This is a genomic window from Amycolatopsis albidoflavus, assembly GCF_039525725.1.
Classification (GTDB): domain Bacteria; phylum Actinomycetota; class Actinomycetes; order Mycobacteriales; family Pseudonocardiaceae; genus Amycolatopsis; species Amycolatopsis albidoflava.
On record NZ_BAAAHV010000022.1, the window covers coordinates 278,977 to 294,639 of the forward strand.

A 15,663-nucleotide genomic window follows, 5' to 3' on the forward strand; every position below is an offset into this window, starting at 1 on the left:
GACCTGAGCCATTTTCGCGATCGTGGGGTACCTGGTGAAAAGATCAAGATCCGTGCTGCTCAGCGCCCTCCTGGTGCTGACGCTGGCCACGCCTGCCACTGCCGACCCGCTCTCCGCTCCGCTCGGCCCGCCGCCGGTCGAGAGCGCACCCGCCTTCTCTTCGGCCAGGGAGGCCCCGGCCGTCGCCGCGGCGCCCGGAGCCGACGACGGCCTCGAGACCAGCAGCGCCACCAACGCGGTCGCGCCTGGTCTGAACCTCACCCAGTTCGACCGTTTCGACCCGAAGGGCTGGATCCGCGGCGACGCGCTGAGCGTCGACCTCACCAGCAAGGTCCTGAAGCCGACTTACCTCAGCCCGGGCACCGTTTCCGCGCGCACCCCGCTGTCCCAGCAGGTCGCTCGCGCCGGTGCGGTCGCGGGTGTCAACGGCGATTTCTTCGACATCAACGCGTCCGGCGCGCCGCTCGGTGTCGGCATCGACAAGGGCGAGCTGCACAACGCGCCCGCGTCCGGCCACAACACCACCGCCGCGATCACCGACCAGGGTCGCGCGAAGCTCGCCGACATCTTCCTCGAAGCCTCGGTCACGTTGCCGAACGGGCAAGCTGTCCCGGCCACGAACTTCAACAGCCCGGTGCTCGCGAAGGACGCTCTCGGCGTCTACACGCCGCTCTGGGGCGCTTCGGCGCGCGCGACGTCGGTTGCCGGTGCGCAGCGCGTCGCCGAGGTCGAGATCCGCGACGGTATCGTGACGCAGGTGCGTCCGAAGCCCGCGGACGGCCCGATTCCGGCTGGCAGCACGCTGCTGCTCGGCCGTGAAGCTGGCGCGGATGCGTTGTCGGCGCTGAAGAACGGCGACCGCGTCGGCGTTTCGTACTCGCCGCGGACCGACGCGGGCAAGATCGCGGTCGCGGTCGGCGGGAACAAGACGCTGCTGAAGGACGGCCAGCTTCAGCAACTCGACGACGTCACCCTCGCACCGCGTACCGGCGTCGGTTTTTCCGCTGACGGCAAGCGGATGTGGCTCGTCACGGTCGACGGTCGGCAAGCCGACAGCCGCGGGATGACCGAGCTGGAAATGGCTCGGCAGTTGCAGCGGCTCGGTGCCGACGACGCGATCAACCTCGACGGCGGCGGCTCTTCGACGCTACTCGCGCGCGGCGAAGGAGAGGCCGCTCCGGCGGTGCGGAACTCGCCTTCGGACGGTGGGGAACGCTTGGTGCCCAACGGCATCGGCGTCGCGACCGTGCCCGGCAGCGGACGGCTGACCGGCTTCGCGCCCGCCCCCGCGCAGGAAGGCGACAACTCGACCCGCGTGCTGTCCGGCCTGAGCCGCGCGCTCGTGCCGAACGGACACGACGAGACCGGCGCCGCGGTAGCTTCGAAGCCGTTCTGGACCACGTCGAACCCGTTCCGCGGCACTGTCACGAAGAACGTCTTCACCGCGCAGCCCGACTTTCTGCATCCGGACGCGCGCGCCGACGTCACTGTCACCGCGCACCAGAACTTCGTGAACGGCCGCACGAAGCTGACCGTGCTGGGCAAGCCGGTCCGCCTCGGCGCGAGCACGAAGCAGGTCGCGCTTTCCGGTGCTGACGCGCGCGGCGAGTTCCAGGTCTACGGCTACGACGCGGACGGTTACGGCACCTGGATCGAACCGTCGGACGTGAAGCTGGAGTACGACCCCGCCGTGGTGAAGATCGAGCCGTCGGGCAAGGGGTTCGCGGTGTCCGCGAAGACCGCGTCCGGGGCCACCGCGATCACCGTGCACGCAGGCGGGAAGACCATGCACCTGGCGGCTTCGGTGGGCACCGAAGCCAAGGTCGCGGCTCCGCTGGCCGGTGCGGAAGGCTGGTCCGCCACCGTGTACCCGGCGGTGGTCGGCGCCGCGTTGTCGTCCGCGGACGGGCGCAACGGCGGCAAGGGCCTGGCGCTCGACTACCGGCTCACTGGCACCACCGCCACCCGCGCCGCGTATGTCAACGCCGCCAACCCGATCCCGGTCCCGGCCGGCACGCAGAAGATCGGCATGTGGATCAACGGCGACGGCAAGGGCGCCTGGATCCGGGCGGAACTCCGCGACGGCGCCAACACCGCGTCCATTGTGGACCTTTCGTTGAGCGTCACCTGGACCGGCTGGCGATACGTGACCGCCGCGGTTCCCGCCGGACTGCCGGACGGACAGCGGTTCACCCGCTTCTACGCCGTGGAAACCGCGGCAGGCAAGCAATACGAGGGCAAGCTGGTCTTCAACGACCTCACCTTCGAGGTCGCGCCGACCACGAACGTGCCGCACGATCCGGCTGTCCCGGACCCGGCGCTCGTCACCAACGGCACGCTCGGCAAGGGCGGCCTGAAGATCGCGGTGGTCAGCGACGCCCAGTTCACCGCCGACGCGCCGGACGGACCGCTCGTCGCCCAGGCCCGCCGAGCGCTGCGCGAGGCTGTCGCGGCGAAACCGGACCTGGTCCTGATCAACGGCGACTTCGTCGATCGCGGTACCGCACCGGACTTCGTCCTGGCCCGCAAGATCATCACGGAAGAGCTCGAGGGCCGCGTCCCCTGGTATTACGTCCCCGGCAACCACGAAGCCGAGGCCGGCGACGGGCTGAAGAACTTCCAGGCCGCGTTCGGGGAAACGCACCGGGTGGTCGATGTGCACGGCGTACGGCTGATCCTGATGGACTCCTCGCGCGGCTCGCTGCGCGCCGGAGGATTCGACCAGGTCCGCATGATGCGCGAGGCGCTCGACAATGCCGCGCAGGACCGTTCGGTGCGGGGTGTGGTCGTCGCGATGCACCACCCGGTGAAGGACCCGAGCCCGACCGGCAATTCGCAGCTGGGCGACCGGAAGGAGGCCGCGCTGCTGCAGACGTGGCTGACCGGTTTCGAGGAAAAGTCCGGCAAACCGGCGGCTTCGCTGGCTTCGCACGCGGGCGTGTTCGGCCTGTCGCGCACGGACGGCGTGCCGTACCTGGTGAACGGAAACTCGGGCAAGACCCCCGCCGCGGCTCCCGGCGACGGCGGTTTCGTCGGCTGGACCCTGGTTCAGGTCGACCCTTCGGGCCGCAGTCAGCCAGTGCGCTTCGAAACGCGCCCGAACGTCGACGCGCTGACGGTGACCGGCCCGGGCACCCTGCCGTGGGGCGGCACCGGGAAGGTGACCGCCGCGGTCACGCAGGAGGGCCGCTCGATTCCGGTGGCGTATCCGGTGAGCGCCGTGTGGGGCGGTCGCGGGGTGCACATCGGCAGCTGGCCGCCTGCCCCGTGGGACGTGGTTTCGCTCGACCCGGCGACCGGGTCGGTGCGGGGATTGCGGCCGGGGACGGCGGAAATCTCGGTGACGGTGAACGGGGTGACCCGTTCGGTTCCGGTGACCGTGCGCTGATTTAGCGCGGGCGGGGGCGGTCTGCGGGCCGCCCCGCCTTCCCGCGCGGTACCGCGCCAAAGGCTGATCGCGAGCGGGACGATCACGACGTCGAGGATCGGGTGGAACACGCTGAACGGGTTGGGATGGACGGCGATCAGCCGGTACAGCCCGAGCAGCCCGCCGATCGCCGGGAAGACCGCGGCCGCGAGGAACGCCGGCCGCGCCTGCCGGACCACCCCGGCCGCGATCGCCGCGTAGAGGACCCCGAAGGCCGCCGACCCGACTGTGTCCGAACCGGTTCCGTAGACGGCCAGCTGACTGACGTGGGTCACCGCCGACAAGGCGAGGATCGAGCCGAGCAACCGGGAACGGGTCTGCGAAGCCTCGGGGGAGAGCAGCACGACCGGGCCTCCAGGAAGTCAGGTAACCTGACCAAAAAAGTAAGGTAGCCTGACGGGTGTGTCAAGAAGCACGCCGCAGGAGCCGCCCGCCCTCGTCGCGCTGACCGGCTCGTCGCGGCTCGGCGCGCTGGCCCGGCGGCTCGCCCAGGCGGTGACCGCCGGAGTCCTCGCCGAGGTGCAGCAGCGGGACGCCCGGATCCGCGCGGTCCACCTGCGGGTATTCGCGTCGCTGGAGAACGGCCCGGCGCGAGCGGTCGCCGTCGCCCGGCTTCTCGGGACGACCAAGCAGACGACCGGGCCGGTGATCGACGAACTGGTCGCGTGGGGCTATCTCGCTCGGCGCGACGATCCCGCCGACGCCCGCGCGAAACTCGTCGATTTCACCGGGGCGGGCCGGGAGCTGGCGGAAGCGGCGGCGGAAGCTGTTCGCGTGCTGGAGTCCCGGGTGGCCGACGAGGTCGGGCGCGAGGAGCTGGACCGGTGCCGGGAAACGTTGTGGCGGGCCGTCGGTGCGCTTGAGCCGCCCGGCGGCTGAGGAAACGGGTCGAGAATTGTCGGTCCCTCCCTCTAGTGTCGTTTCTCGTGGGAGAGTCGGCATCGGAACCAGCGCTCGTGCAAGCGAAGGCGCTGGTCAAACGGTTCGGGGAATTCGAGGCAGTCCGCGGCATCGACGTCGAGGTGCGGCCGGGGGAGGCGTTCGGCTTCCTCGGGCCCAACGGCGCCGGGAAGTCGTCGACGATGCGGATGATCGCGTGCGTGTCCCCGCGCACCGACGGCGATCTGCGCGTCCTCGGCATGGACCCGGACGTCGACGGGCCGCGGATCCGCGCGCGCCTGGGCGTGGTGCCGCAGGAGGACAACCTCGACGTGGAGCTGACCGTCCGGCAGAACCTCCACGTCTACGGCCGCTACTTCGGTCTTTCCCGCGCGCACGTGCGGCAGAAAGCCGTCGAGCTGATGGAGTTCGCGCAGCTGTCCGATCGCGCCGAGAAGCCGGTCGATTCCCTGTCCGGCGGCATGAAGCGGCGGCTCACCATCGCCCGGTCGCTGGTCAACGACCCGGAGCTGCTCCTGCTCGACGAACCGACCACCGGCCTCGACCCGCAAGCGCGGCATCTGTTGTGGGACCGGCTTTTCCGGCTCAAAGCGCGCGGCACCACGCTGATCGTCACCACTCATTACATGGACGAGGCAGAGCAGCTGTGCGATCGCTTGGTCGTCATGGACGGCGGACGGATCGCCGCGGAAGGTTCTCCCGCTGACCTGATCGCGCGGCATTCCACTCGCGAAGTGGTCGAGCTGCGGTTCGCGCCGGGGGAGCAGCAGGACGCGGCGGACCGGCTCGACGGGCTGGCCGAACGCGTCGAGGTCCTCCCGGACCGGGTGCTGCTCTACACGATGACGGGCGAGGCCACCCTGGAGCGCGCCCACGAGCGCGGCCTGCGCCCGCTGTCGAGCCTGGTGCGGCGCAGTTCCCTCGAAGACGTGTTCCTCCGCCTCACCGGCCGGACGTTGGTGGACTGATGACCGCTCCCGCCACCGGCCGCGTCGTCGGCCGGTTCCACGGCGCCTGGCTGCGCGTCGAGGGCTACTGGACCTGGTACCGCAGACATTGGCTCAGCACGCTCTACTCCACCGGCCTGCAACCGGTGCTGTTCCTCGCCGCGATGGGGCTCGGCTTCGGCTCGCAGGTCAAAGCCGGTCCGGCGACCGGCGGCGTGTCGTACCTCGTGTACGTCGCCCCGGCGCTGCTCGTGGCCGGCGCGGCGCAGCAGGGCGTCAGCGAGTCGAGCTACCCGGTGCTCAGCGGATTCAAATGGCAGAAGGACTATCTGGCGGTCACCGCGACACCGGTGTCGCCGGGCCAAGTCCTCGGCGGCCACCAGATCTGGACGATTCTGCGGCTCGCCCTCTCCGGCGCGGTCTACGCGCTCATCGCGTGGCTGTTCGGCGCCTGGGACAACGCGGGAGCGCTGCTGGTGATCCTCGTCGGGGTCCTCACCGGGCTCGCCTGCGGATCGCTGATCACCGCGCTGGCGGCGTGGACCTTCGACGAGGGACAGCGGTTCGGGCTGATCTTCAGGTTCGTCGTCATCCCGATGACCCTGTTCTCCGGCACGTTCTTCCCGATCGCCCAGCTGCCGCTGTACCTGCGCTGGCTCGCCTGGATTTCCCCGCTGTGGCACGGAACCGAGCTGTCCCGCGCCGTTACGCTCGGCGGGCGCGATCCGCTCCCGATGCTCGGGCACCTCGCGTATCTGGCCGTGCTGGTCGCGATCGGCTGGGCGATCGCGCACCGCGGCTTCTACCGACGGCTGGTGGCGTGATGACCGACCTGCGAAGCGCCCCGATTCTCCCGCAGCGGCGCGGAATTCTGCTCCGCGTCCTGCCCGCGGGCATGTACAGCGGGCGCGCGACCGCGCTGATCGAACGCGCGCTCACCGTCTACGGACGGTCGTGGACGATCCTCGTGTCCGGCGCGCTCGAGCCGTTGTTCTACCTGCTCGCGTTCCAGGTCGGCTTCGGCAAGCTGGTCACCACCGTGCCGGGGCCGGACGGGCAGCCGATGAGCTACGTCGCGTTCGTGGCGCCCGCGCTGCTGGCGTCGTCGGCGATGAACGGCGCGGTGTTCGAGTGCACGTACAACCTGTTCTTCAAACTGCGCTACGCCAAGACATACGACGCGATGCTGGCCACCCCGGTCGGCCCGCTCGACGTGGCGCTCGGCGAGATCGCCTGGGCGATGATGCGCGGCGGCCTCTATTCGGTCGCGTTCCTGGCGGTCACCGGCGTGATGGGGCTGCTCACGTCGTGGTGGGCGCTGCTGCTCCTGCCCGCCGCGCTGCTCGTGTCGTTCGCGTTCGCGGCCATCAGCATCACGCTGGTCAGCTTCCTGAAGTCGACGTCCCAGTTCGACTACATCCAGCTCGTCCTGATGCCGATGTTCCTGTTCTCCACCACGTTCTTCCCGATCACGGTCTACCCGGAGGCGCTGCAGTGGCTGGTCCGCTGCTTCCCGCTGTACCACGGGATCGAGCTGATGCGCGGGCTGTCCACCGGCATCTTCTCCTGGAGCATGCTGGGCAACCTGGCGTACCTGCTGGCGCTCGCCGGGATCGGGATCTGGGGCGCGACAAGGAGGATCGCGAAACTGCTGCTGACTTAAAAGCGAGACGGTCAGCGGGCCGGGCTCGGGCCTCCGGTCTGTGCGGGAGCCACCGCGGAGCGGGCGTCGACGAGGCCGTGGCCGTAGAAGCCGTTGTATCCGTCGTAACCGGAGCAGTAGGCGTCCTGGACGCCGTCGCCGGTCAGGTCGTAATTGTCCGGGCACGGCATCGGCGTCGCGCGGGAGTCGAGCGCGCGGCGCAGCTCGGCGGCCGACCACGTGGGATGCACCGACTTGAGCAACGCCAGCACCCCGGCGACGTGCGGCGCGGCCATCGACGTCCCGCACATCGGCGCGTACCCGCCCGGAACGGTCGAAACCACGCACCGGTCGTCGTCGCCGCCCGGGGCAGTGACATCAACCACACCGAGCCCGTACGAGCTGTAGCCCGATTTCACCCGGTCCTGGCTGATCGCCGACGCCGTCACCACGTCCCGCAGCCCGGCTGGCAGTGCCTCGCACTTCCCGGCGGCGGACGGCGAACCCGAATGGGCCGACGGGGTGAGATCGACGGCCTCGTTGGTCGCGGCGGCGACGTTCAAGGTGCCCTGCGAGGTCGCGTACTCCACCGCCCGCGCCAGCACCTCGTGCACCACGCCGCGGTCGTTGCCGCGCACGCAGGACAGCGACCACGGGTTCACGAACCAGCTGCTGTTGGCGATCGGCAGATGCCGCGCCGCCGACCACATGATCCCGCAGACCGCCGCCTCGGGATCGGCGTAGCCGCGGTCGTCGATGACTTTCACCGAAGCGATCCGCACGCCCGGCGCGACGCCGGTGACGCCCTTGCCGTCGTCGGCCGCGGCGATGATGCCCGCGACGTGCGTGCCGTGCGCCGAGGTCGTCGGCTGCCACGCGGCCGGGCTCGGGTCCGGGACGCCGGTGAGGCAGCCCGCCGAATCCTCCGGGTCGATCGCGGCGGCGAGGTCGGGGTGCTTCGGGTCGACGCCGGAGTCCAGGACGCCGACGACCACCGAACGGCTGCCGCCGGTCACCTGGTGCGCGGCCGGGGCGCCGATCAGGTTCATGTCCCATTGCTGCGCGGACAGGTCCGCCGCGGGGACTCGCGCCGGGTCGCTGAGCGGGAGCTCGGCACGGGCGGGCTGGGCGGCGGCGCCGGGCTGTTCGGCGGCCGTCCGGGTGGCTTGCGCGCTGAACGTCCGCTCCGGGCCGAGCCGGTCCGCGAACGCCCGATCGGATGACGTGACGACCGCCACGGAAATCTGCGGGTAGTAAACGGCGACCTGCCCGCAGCCCGCGCTCGCCTGCTGGCGGGCGGAAGATTCCGGGGTTCCGCGGTCGAACGCGACGACGTAGCGCACCGCCCGGCCGCCGGCGGCGCATCCGGGACCCGCGACGGCCGGCGGAGAGACCGCGGCGCATCCGGCGAGGACCAGGAGGGAGCACACGGCCGCCCGCAGCGGCCGCGCCAGCACAGACACCGGACCTCCCACCGCGCGCGGGGCTATGCCGGGCGCCCGCGCGAGCGCCCGAGCCCGCACGCTAACCACCCCTGGCCCGGCGCGACAAGCGAAGCGCGGAAGTTCGCCCGAGTGCATGATCGCGGCACGCCCGGGCGCCTGCCGGGGGACACCGACTACACCGGGTGTCCCCCCGGGTGTGGGATACTCGCGTTGGCCGCTGCGCCGACGGGCATCCCGCCCGCGTCGTGAGCGGCCCGGAGGAGTGCCGGACCGGCACCACGCGCGTCGCCCCCGGGAGGCCGGGCCAAGGTCGATGTCGTGGCGGGTGGCCCGGGGGTCGCGAGCAGGCCGGCACCCCGCCGAGCAGACCAGGAACCGAGCGGCCGCCGACCCGGCGGACCGCACGGCTGCCAGCAGGATTCCCGCCGCTGGTCACCACCACGGCGGGCACGGAACAGAAAGGGCCCCTGCGCGGCCGCGTCACCACCGGTGCGAACCGGCTGACGCGCCCGGGGGCGGAGGAGACATATGTCGAACGCGGACACACCCGCCGATCAGACCGGCGGGAATACCGTCGCACCCACGACCAGCAGGCTGGGCGAGCTGCCGCCGCGCATCCGCGTGCACGCGCTGGCCAAGCTGCTCGGCCTGAGCAGCCGCGACCTGCTCGGCAAGCTCGCCGAGCTGGGGGAAAGCCCCCGCAGCGCCCAGTCGAGCGTGACCAAGGAGGTCGCGCACCGCGTGGCGGTGATCCTCGACGCGGAGACCGCCGCCGAGTCCGGCGACGCCACCGCCGACCAGGGCGCGACGGCCGAGGCCGCCCAGGAAGCCACCGCCGCGGCCGTCGCCGGCAGCGATGCCGAGCAGGCCCCGAGCGCCGCCGGAACCGAAGCCGCCGCCGCGCAGGACGTCGCCTCCGCTGGAACTGCCGCTGCGGAGTCCGCCCCGGCGCAGGGCTCTTCCCCGGAGACCGCCGCGGCGCAGCCCGCTGCCGCGTCGGAAACCGCCGCGGACCAGGGAACCGCCGCCCCGGCGAGCTGGTCGGCCCGCCCGTTCTCCGCCGAGACTGCCGCCGCGGAAACCGAGCAGGAGTCCGCTCAGGAGAGCGAGAAGCCTGCCCGCAGCCGCACCCGTCGCGCCCGCCGGGCCGTCGCGCCCGCGATCCCGGCCGGCCAGGAGGAAACCGAGCAGGCCACCCCGGCCCGCGGCCCCGTGCACGTGCCGGTGTTCGCCGCGCCGTCGCCGGTCTTCCTGCCGCCCGAGCCCGCGCAGCAGACGCGCAGCAAGCCCGAGCCGGTGTTCGGCGTCGGCGAGGCTCCCGCGCAGACCGAGCGTCCGGAGCGTCCCGGACGGGCCGAGCGCGCCGCCGACACCGCCGAGGAAGAAACCTCCGACGAGGCCCGCGACGAGCGTTCCGACGAGGACGGCGACGACGCGAACGGCCGTCGCCGGCGCCGTCGCGGCCGCCGTGGCCGCGGCCGGGGCAAGGGCGGCGACGAGGCCCAGTCCGAGAACGAGGACGAAACCTCCGACGACCAGCCGGCCAAGGACGCGAAAGACGCCAAGGACGGCAAGGACTCCAAGGACTCCAAGGACAAGACCGAGAAGCCGGACGAGGCGGGCGAAGCCGAGGCGGAGTCCGACGACGACGCCGAGTCCGACGGCGGCAGCAAGCGCCGCCGCCGTCGCCGCCGCCGCAAGGGCGGGGACGACGACGGGGCCGAGGCCACCGGCGGAGACGACCCGCCGAACACCGTCACGCACGTCCGCCAGGTCAAGGCCGCCGAGACCGAGCGCCCGGCGCGCGACGAGGTGCGCAGCGTCCGCGGCTCCACGCGGCTCGAGGCCAAGCGCCAGCGCCGCCGCGACGGCCGCGAGGCGGGCCGCCGCCGCGCCCCGATCCTGTCCGAGGCCGAGTTCCTGGCCCGCCGCGAATCGGTCGAGCGCACCATGGTCGTCGCCGAGAAGGGCGAGTCCACGCAGATCGGCGTGCTCGAGGACGGCGTGCTGGTCGAGCACTTCGTGACCTCGTCGGGCACCGGCTCGATCGTCGGCAACGTCTACCTCGGCCGCGTCCAGAACGTGCTGCCCAGCATGGAGGCCGCGTTCATCGACATCGGCCGCGGCCGCAACGCGGTGCTCTACGCGGGCGAGGTCGACTGGGACGCCGCCGGCCTGGAAGGCAAGGCGCGCAAGATCGAGCAGGCGCTGTCCACCGGCGACAGCGTGCTGGTGCAGGTCACCAAGGACCCGGTCGGGCACAAGGGCGCCCGGCTGACCACGCAGATCTCGCTGCCCGGCCGGTTCCTCGTCTACGTCCCCGCGGGCGGGGCCACCGGCATCTCCCGCAAGCTGCCGGAGAACGAGCGGCGCAGGCTCAAGGACATCCTCAAGCGGATCGTCCCGGAGGACGCGGGCGTCATCATCCGCACCGCCTCGGAGGGCATCAGCGAGGAGGAGCTCGACCGGGACGTCCAGCGGCTCAAGGCGCAGTGGGACGTCATCAAGGAGAAGGCCTCGGCCGGGTCCGCCAAGAAGGGCGGCGCCCCGACCATGCTGTACGAGGAGCCGGACCTGCTGGTGAAGGTCGTGCGCGACCTGTTCACCGAGGACTTCGCGAAGCTGGAGATCCAGGGTTCGACGGCGTGGGACACCATCCACGGCTACGTGCAGCACGTCGCGCCCGACCTGGCCGACCGCCTCAAGCGCTACACCGGCACCGGCGACGCGTTCGCCGACCACCGGATCGACGAGCAGATCACCAAGGCGCTCGACCGCAAGGTCTGGCTGCCCTCGGGCGGCTACCTGGTCATCGACCGCACCGAGGCGATGACCGTCATCGACGTCAACACCGGCAAGTTCACCGGCTCGGGCGGCAACCTCGAGGAGACGGTGACCCGCAACAACCTGGAGTCGGCGGAGGAGATCGTCCGCCAGCTCCGGCTGCGGGACATCGGCGGCATCATCGTCATCGACTTCATCGACATGGTGCTCGAGTCCAACCGCGAGCTGGTGCTGCGGCGGCTCACCGAATGCCTCGGCCGCGACCGCACGCGCCACCAGGTGGCCGAGGTCACGTCGCTGGGCCTCGTGCAGATGACGCGCAAGAAGATCGGCACCGGGCTGCTCGAGGCGTTCTCCACGCCGTGCGAGCACTGCAAGGGCCGCGGCGTCGTCGTGTCCACCGAACCGCAGCGCACCGGCGGCGGAGGCAACGGCGGCAACGGGCACAACGGCAACAACGGCCACAGCCACGGCGGCGGCGACACCAAGAGCTCCCGGCGCTCCCGCGGCCGCGGCAAGGGCGAAGAGCAGCAGCACCACGAGCCGAAGGCCGAGCAGGCCGCCCCGGCTCCGACCCCGGTGCAGCGCGAGTCCGTGGTGTCGGCGGTGCAGGCGATGGCCAACGCGTCGAAGGCGAAGCACGAGCACCACGGTCCGGAAGGCTCGGCGGACACCGCCGAGGCGAAGGCGCAGGACCCGGTCAAGCCGTCCGAGCAGGACACCGCGGCCGAGAAGCCGGAGAAGGCCGAGGCCAAGACGGAGGCCCCGGCCGCCGTCCAGGAGCCGAAGCAGCCGGAGCCCGCGGCGGGCCAGGCCGCGCCGGAGCCGGAAACCAAGCAGCCCGCGGCCGCCGAGGCGGACGCGGGAGAAGAACCCGAGGTCGACGTCCCGGCCCCGGCCGTGCGGAGCACCCGGCGGCGTCCGCGCCGCGCCGCTTCGCGTCCGGCAGGGCCGCCGGTGAAGGCTTCGGACCAGAGTTGATCCACCACGGGTACCCCGGGTGCAGCAGCGCCCGGGGCCTCCCGTAACCTGTAGTACGGCTCATCGCAAGCATGAGTTGCTGCGCGAGCACCTGGACCGTCTTCGGGCGGGCCGGCCGCGCCAGCCCCCTAACCCATTGTCGAGTAATGCAGGAGACATCCGTGTCGGCGTACGCGATCGTCAAGACCGGCGGCAAGCAGTACAAGGTTGCCGTTGGCGACGTCGTCGAGGTCGAGAAGCTCGAGGGCGAGCCGGGCACCGAGCACACCTTCCCCGCCGTGCTGTTCGTGGACGGTGGCGAGGTCACCACGGACGCCGACGCGTTGGCGAAGGTCTCGGTCACCGGCAAGGTCGTCGAGCAGACCAAGGGTCCGAAGATCCGGATCCACAAGTTCAAGAACAAGACCGGCTACCACAAGCGCCAGGGTCACCGGCAGAAGCTGACCCGCGTCGAGGTCACCGGCATCTCCAAGTAGTTCTTCGAACTTTCGAGACTGAAACTTTTCCTGGAAGGGGCTTGAGCGATGGCTCACAAGAAGGGTGCGTCCAGCTCCCGCAACGGTCGTGATTCGAACGCCCAGCGACTGGGTGTGAAGCGCTTCGGCGGCCAGGAGGTGAACGCGGGCGAGATCCTGATCCGTCAGCGGGGCACCAAGTTCCACCCCGGCGTGAACGTCGGCCGTGGTGGCGACGACACGCTGTTCGCGCTCGCCGCCGGTGCGGTCGAGTTCGGCTCGAAGCGCGGCCGCAAGACGGTCAACATCGTCCCGTCCGAGGTCTGATCTTCGGTCTCGGCGAGCAATAACCTTCGAACGAGGGGTGGGACCGGAATATCTCCGGTGCCACCCCTCGTTTGTTTTGTCCGGATCCCTTTTCGCACCATCGCACGTGAAGTGAGGCAAACCCATGGCGTCCCGGTTCGTGGACCGCGCGGTCATCCATCTGACCGCCGGGGACGGGGGAAACGGCTGTGCCTCGGTGCACCGCGAGAAGTTCAAGCCGCTCGGCGGCCCGGACGGCGGCAACGGCGGCAACGGCGGTGACGTCACCCTGATCGTCGACGCCAACGTGCACACCCTCCTCGACTTCCACTTCCGCCCGCACGCCCGCGCCGGCAACGGCAAGATGGGCATGGGCAGCAACCGCAACGGCGCCCAGGGCGAGGGACTGGAGATGAAGGTCCCGCCGGGCACCGTGGTGTTCACCGAGGACGGCGAGCTCGTCGCCGACCTCACCAACCCCGGCACCCGGTTCATCGCCGCGCAGGGCGGGCGCGGCGGGCTCGGCAACGCCGCGCTGTCGTCGAAGGCCCGCAAGGCGCCCGGGTTCGCGCTGCTCGGCGAGCCGGGCGAGAGCCGCAACCTCGTGCTGGAGCTGCGTTCGGTCGCCGACGTCGGCCTGCTCGGCTTCCCGTCCGCGGGCAAGTCGTCGCTGATCTCCGTGCTGTCCGCGGCGAAACCGAAGATCGCCGACTACCCGTTCACCACGCTCGTGCCGAACCTCGGCGTCATCACCGCCGGATCGTCGGTGTTCACCATGGCCGACGTGCCGGGCCTGATCCCGGGCGCGTCCGAGGGCCGCGGCCTCGGCCTGGACTTCCTGCGCCACATCGAACGCTGCGCCGTGCTGGTGCACGTGGTCGACTGCGCGACGCTGGAGCCGGGCCGCGATCCGCTGTCCGATGTGGACGCTCTCGAGGAGGAGCTGGCCCGCTACACGCCGGGGCTGGGCGGCAAGCTCGAGGAACGCCCGCGCGTGGTGGTGCTGAACAAGATCGACATCCCGGAAGCGGCCGAGCTGGCCGAGTTCGTGCGGCCCGAGCTGGAGGCTCGCGGGCTGCGCGTGTTCGAGGTGTCCACCGCGTCGCGCAAGGGCTTGAAGGAGCTGAGCTTCGCGCTGGCGGAGGTCGTCGAGGCCTACCGCGAGGCGCAGCCGGTGCTGGAGCCGGAGAAGATCGTGCTGCACCCGCTCGCGATCGACGACAGCGGATTCACCGTCGAACGCGATCCGGAGGAAGAGGGCGGGTTCATCGTCCGCGGTTCGCGCCCGGAGCGCTGGATCCGGCAGACGAACTTCGCCAACGACGAGGCCGTCGGCTACCTCGCCGACCGGCTCAACCGGCTCGGCGTCGAGGAGGCGCTGGCGAAGAACGGCGCCCGCCCGGGCAGCCCGGTCACCATCGGCGACATCCAGTTCGAATGGCAGCCCTCCACGCCGGGCGTGGCGGTGCACCTTTCGGGCCGCGGCACGGACGTCCGGCTGGAGCGCACCGACCGCGTCGGCGCGTCCGAGCGCAAGGAAGCCCGCCGGATCCGTCGCGACGGCACCGGCGAGGACGAAGAGCTGGTGGAAGAGGAAACCACCCCGTCGGTCGACTCCGAACTGGACGGCGTGTGGGACGACGAGGAGCAGGCGGAGCGCGACCGGTGAGCGGCACGCGGCAAGAGATCGCGGATGCCCGCCGGCTGGTCGTCAAGGTCGGTTCCTCGGCGCTGACCACCGCGGGCAGCGGCCTTGACGTCGCTCGTCTCGACGCACTGGTCGACGCCATCGCGGACCGAGTGTCCCGCGACGCGCAGATCGTGCTCGTGTCCTCGGGCGCGATCGGTGCCGGGCTCGCGCCGTTGAAGCTGGGTAAGCGCCCGGGCGACCTTGCTACGCAGCAGGCCGCGGCGAGTGTCGGACAGCTGGCGCTGGCGCACGCGTACGCGGAATCGTTCGGCCGCTACTCGCTGACCGTCGGCCAGGTGCTGCTCACCTCGGACGACGTCGTCCGCCGCTCGCACTACCGGAACGCGCAACGCACGTTTTCCCGGTTGCTCGCGCTCGGCGCGGTGCCGGTGGTGAACGAGAACGACACCGTTGCCACGCAAGAGATCCGCTTCGGCGATAACGACCGGCTCGCCGCTTTGGTGGCGCACCTCGTCGGCGCCGACGCGCTGGTCCTTCTGTCTGATGTGGACGGTCTGTACGACGGCGACCCGCGCGACGGCGCGACGCGCAAGATCACCGAGGTGCGCGGCGAGTCCGATGTGGAGGGCATCGCGGTCGGGATGTCGTCCTCGGGCCTGGGCACCGGCGGCATGGTCTCGAAACTCTCCGCCGCGCGCACCGCGGCCGGCGCCGGAATCCCGGTGCTGCTGGCCGCTGCCGCCGACGCCGGGGACGCGCTGCGCGCCGCGAACGTCGGCACCGCTTTCGCGCCCGCCGACACCCGACTGTCCGCCCGCCGCTTCTGGCTCGGCTACGCCGCCGACACCTCCGGCCGCCTCCGTCTGGACGATGGCGCGGTGCGGGCGATTCTGCGCCGCCGTTCGCTGCTGGCGGCGGGGATCACCGGTCTGGACGGGGATTTCGAGGCCGGGGATGTCGTGGATCTGGTGGATTCCGCGGACGTGCCGGTGGCGCGCGGGGTGGTCGGTTTCGACGCGGGGGAGTTGCCCGCGTTGATCGGGCGGTCGAGCCACGAGGTTCCGGTGGAGTATCGCCGGGAGGTCGTGCACGCGGACGACCTCGTCCCGCTGCGCCGTTAAGTCC

General features: G+C 71.4%; 11 protein-coding genes. 10 read left to right on the forward strand and 1 reads right to left on the reverse strand.

Annotation, left to right across the window (positions count from 1 at the left end; translation table 11 throughout):
• Positions 1-52 precede the first annotated feature (52 nt).
• The 5 genes from ABD156_RS34425 to ABD156_RS34445 all read left to right on the forward strand — a co-directional run bounded on the left by ABD156_RS34425 (position 53) and on the right by ABD156_RS34445 (position 6,937).
• Positions 53-3,388, forward strand: a complete 3,336-nt coding sequence (locus tag ABD156_RS34425; protein ID WP_344283734.1) for a phosphodiester glycosidase family protein — start codon at positions 53-55, stop codon at positions 3,386-3,388.
• Positions 3,389-3,829: 441 nt separating this feature from the next.
• Positions 3,830-4,306, forward strand: coding sequence for a MarR family winged helix-turn-helix transcriptional regulator (locus ABD156_RS34430; RefSeq protein WP_344283737.1), 477 nt, complete (start codon positions 3,830-3,832; stop codon positions 4,304-4,306).
• A gap of 47 nt (positions 4,307-4,353) precedes the next feature.
• Positions 4,354-5,295: an ABC transporter ATP-binding protein gene (locus ABD156_RS34435; RefSeq protein ID WP_344283740.1), complete on the forward strand. Its 942-nt coding sequence runs from the start codon at positions 4,354-4,356 to the stop codon at positions 5,293-5,295.
• Positions 5,295-6,098: an ABC transporter permease gene (locus tag ABD156_RS34440; protein ID WP_344283743.1), complete on the forward strand. Its 804-nt coding sequence runs from the start codon at positions 5,295-5,297 to the stop codon at positions 6,096-6,098. Before ABD156_RS34435 ends, ABD156_RS34440 begins: the two co-directional genes overlap by 1 nt.
• The gene (locus ABD156_RS34445) at positions 6,098-6,937 is read left to right on the forward strand and encodes an ABC transporter permease (protein WP_344283746.1); all 840 of its coding nucleotides are present in this window, start codon (positions 6,098-6,100) and stop codon (positions 6,935-6,937) included. Before ABD156_RS34440 ends, ABD156_RS34445 begins: the two co-directional genes overlap by 1 nt.
• 11 nt (positions 6,938-6,948) lie before the next feature.
• Here ABD156_RS34445 and ABD156_RS34450 read toward each other — a convergent pair whose 3' ends face one another.
• The gene (locus tag ABD156_RS34450) at positions 6,949-8,379 is read right to left on the reverse strand and encodes a S8 family peptidase (protein ID WP_344283749.1); all 1,431 of its coding nucleotides are present in this window, start codon (positions 8,377-8,379) and stop codon (positions 6,949-6,951) included.
• A 510-nt stretch (positions 8,380-8,889) separates the two neighbouring features.
• On the opposite strand from ABD156_RS34450, the gene ABD156_RS34455 reads away from it, so the two are divergent.
• The 5 genes from ABD156_RS34455 to proB all read left to right on the forward strand — a co-directional run bounded on the left by ABD156_RS34455 (position 8,890) and on the right by proB (position 15,659).
• On the forward strand, positions 8,890-12,126 hold the full coding sequence (locus ABD156_RS34455) for a translation initiation factor IF-2 N-terminal domain-containing protein (protein WP_344283752.1): 3,237 nt from the start codon (positions 8,890-8,892) through the stop codon (positions 12,124-12,126).
• A 161-nt stretch (positions 12,127-12,287) separates the two neighbouring features.
• Positions 12,288-12,602: a 50S ribosomal protein L21 gene (rplU, locus tag ABD156_RS34460; protein ID WP_009081084.1), complete on the forward strand. Its 315-nt coding sequence runs from the start codon at positions 12,288-12,290 to the stop codon at positions 12,600-12,602.
• A gap of 48 nt (positions 12,603-12,650) precedes the next feature.
• The gene (rpmA, locus tag ABD156_RS34465; RefSeq protein ID WP_344283755.1) at positions 12,651-12,908 is read left to right on the forward strand and encodes a 50S ribosomal protein L27; all 258 of its coding nucleotides are present in this window, start codon (positions 12,651-12,653) and stop codon (positions 12,906-12,908) included.
• A 124-nt stretch (positions 12,909-13,032) separates the two neighbouring features.
• Complete coding sequence (gene obgE, locus ABD156_RS34470; RefSeq protein ID WP_344283759.1) at positions 13,033-14,556, forward strand: GTPase ObgE; 1,524 nt, start codon at positions 13,033-13,035, stop codon at positions 14,554-14,556.
• Positions 14,553-15,659, forward strand: coding sequence for a glutamate 5-kinase (gene proB, locus ABD156_RS34475; RefSeq protein ID WP_344283762.1), 1,107 nt, complete (start codon positions 14,553-14,555; stop codon positions 15,657-15,659). The genes obgE and proB overlap by 4 nt, the downstream gene beginning before the upstream one ends.
• The last annotated feature ends 4 nt before the right edge of the window (positions 15,660-15,663 follow it).

Bases quoted from the DNA above. Each gene is read 5' to 3' on its own strand.
- obgE (WP_344283759.1), top strand. From the start codon at position 13,033: ATGGCGTCCCGGTTCGTGGACCGCGCGGTCATCCATCTGACCGCCGGG.
- ABD156_RS34445 (WP_344283746.1), top strand. From the start codon at position 6,098: ATGACCGACCTGCGAAGCGCCCCGATTCTCCCGCAGCGGCGCGGAATT.
- ABD156_RS34455 (WP_344283752.1), top strand. From the start codon at position 8,890: ATGTCGAACGCGGACACACCCGCCGATCAGACCGGCGGGAATACCGTC.
- ABD156_RS34440 (WP_344283743.1), top strand. From the start codon at position 5,295: ATGACCGCTCCCGCCACCGGCCGCGTCGTCGGCCGGTTCCACGGCGCC.
- rpmA (WP_344283755.1), top strand. From the start codon at position 12,651: ATGGCTCACAAGAAGGGTGCGTCCAGCTCCCGCAACGGTCGTGATTCG.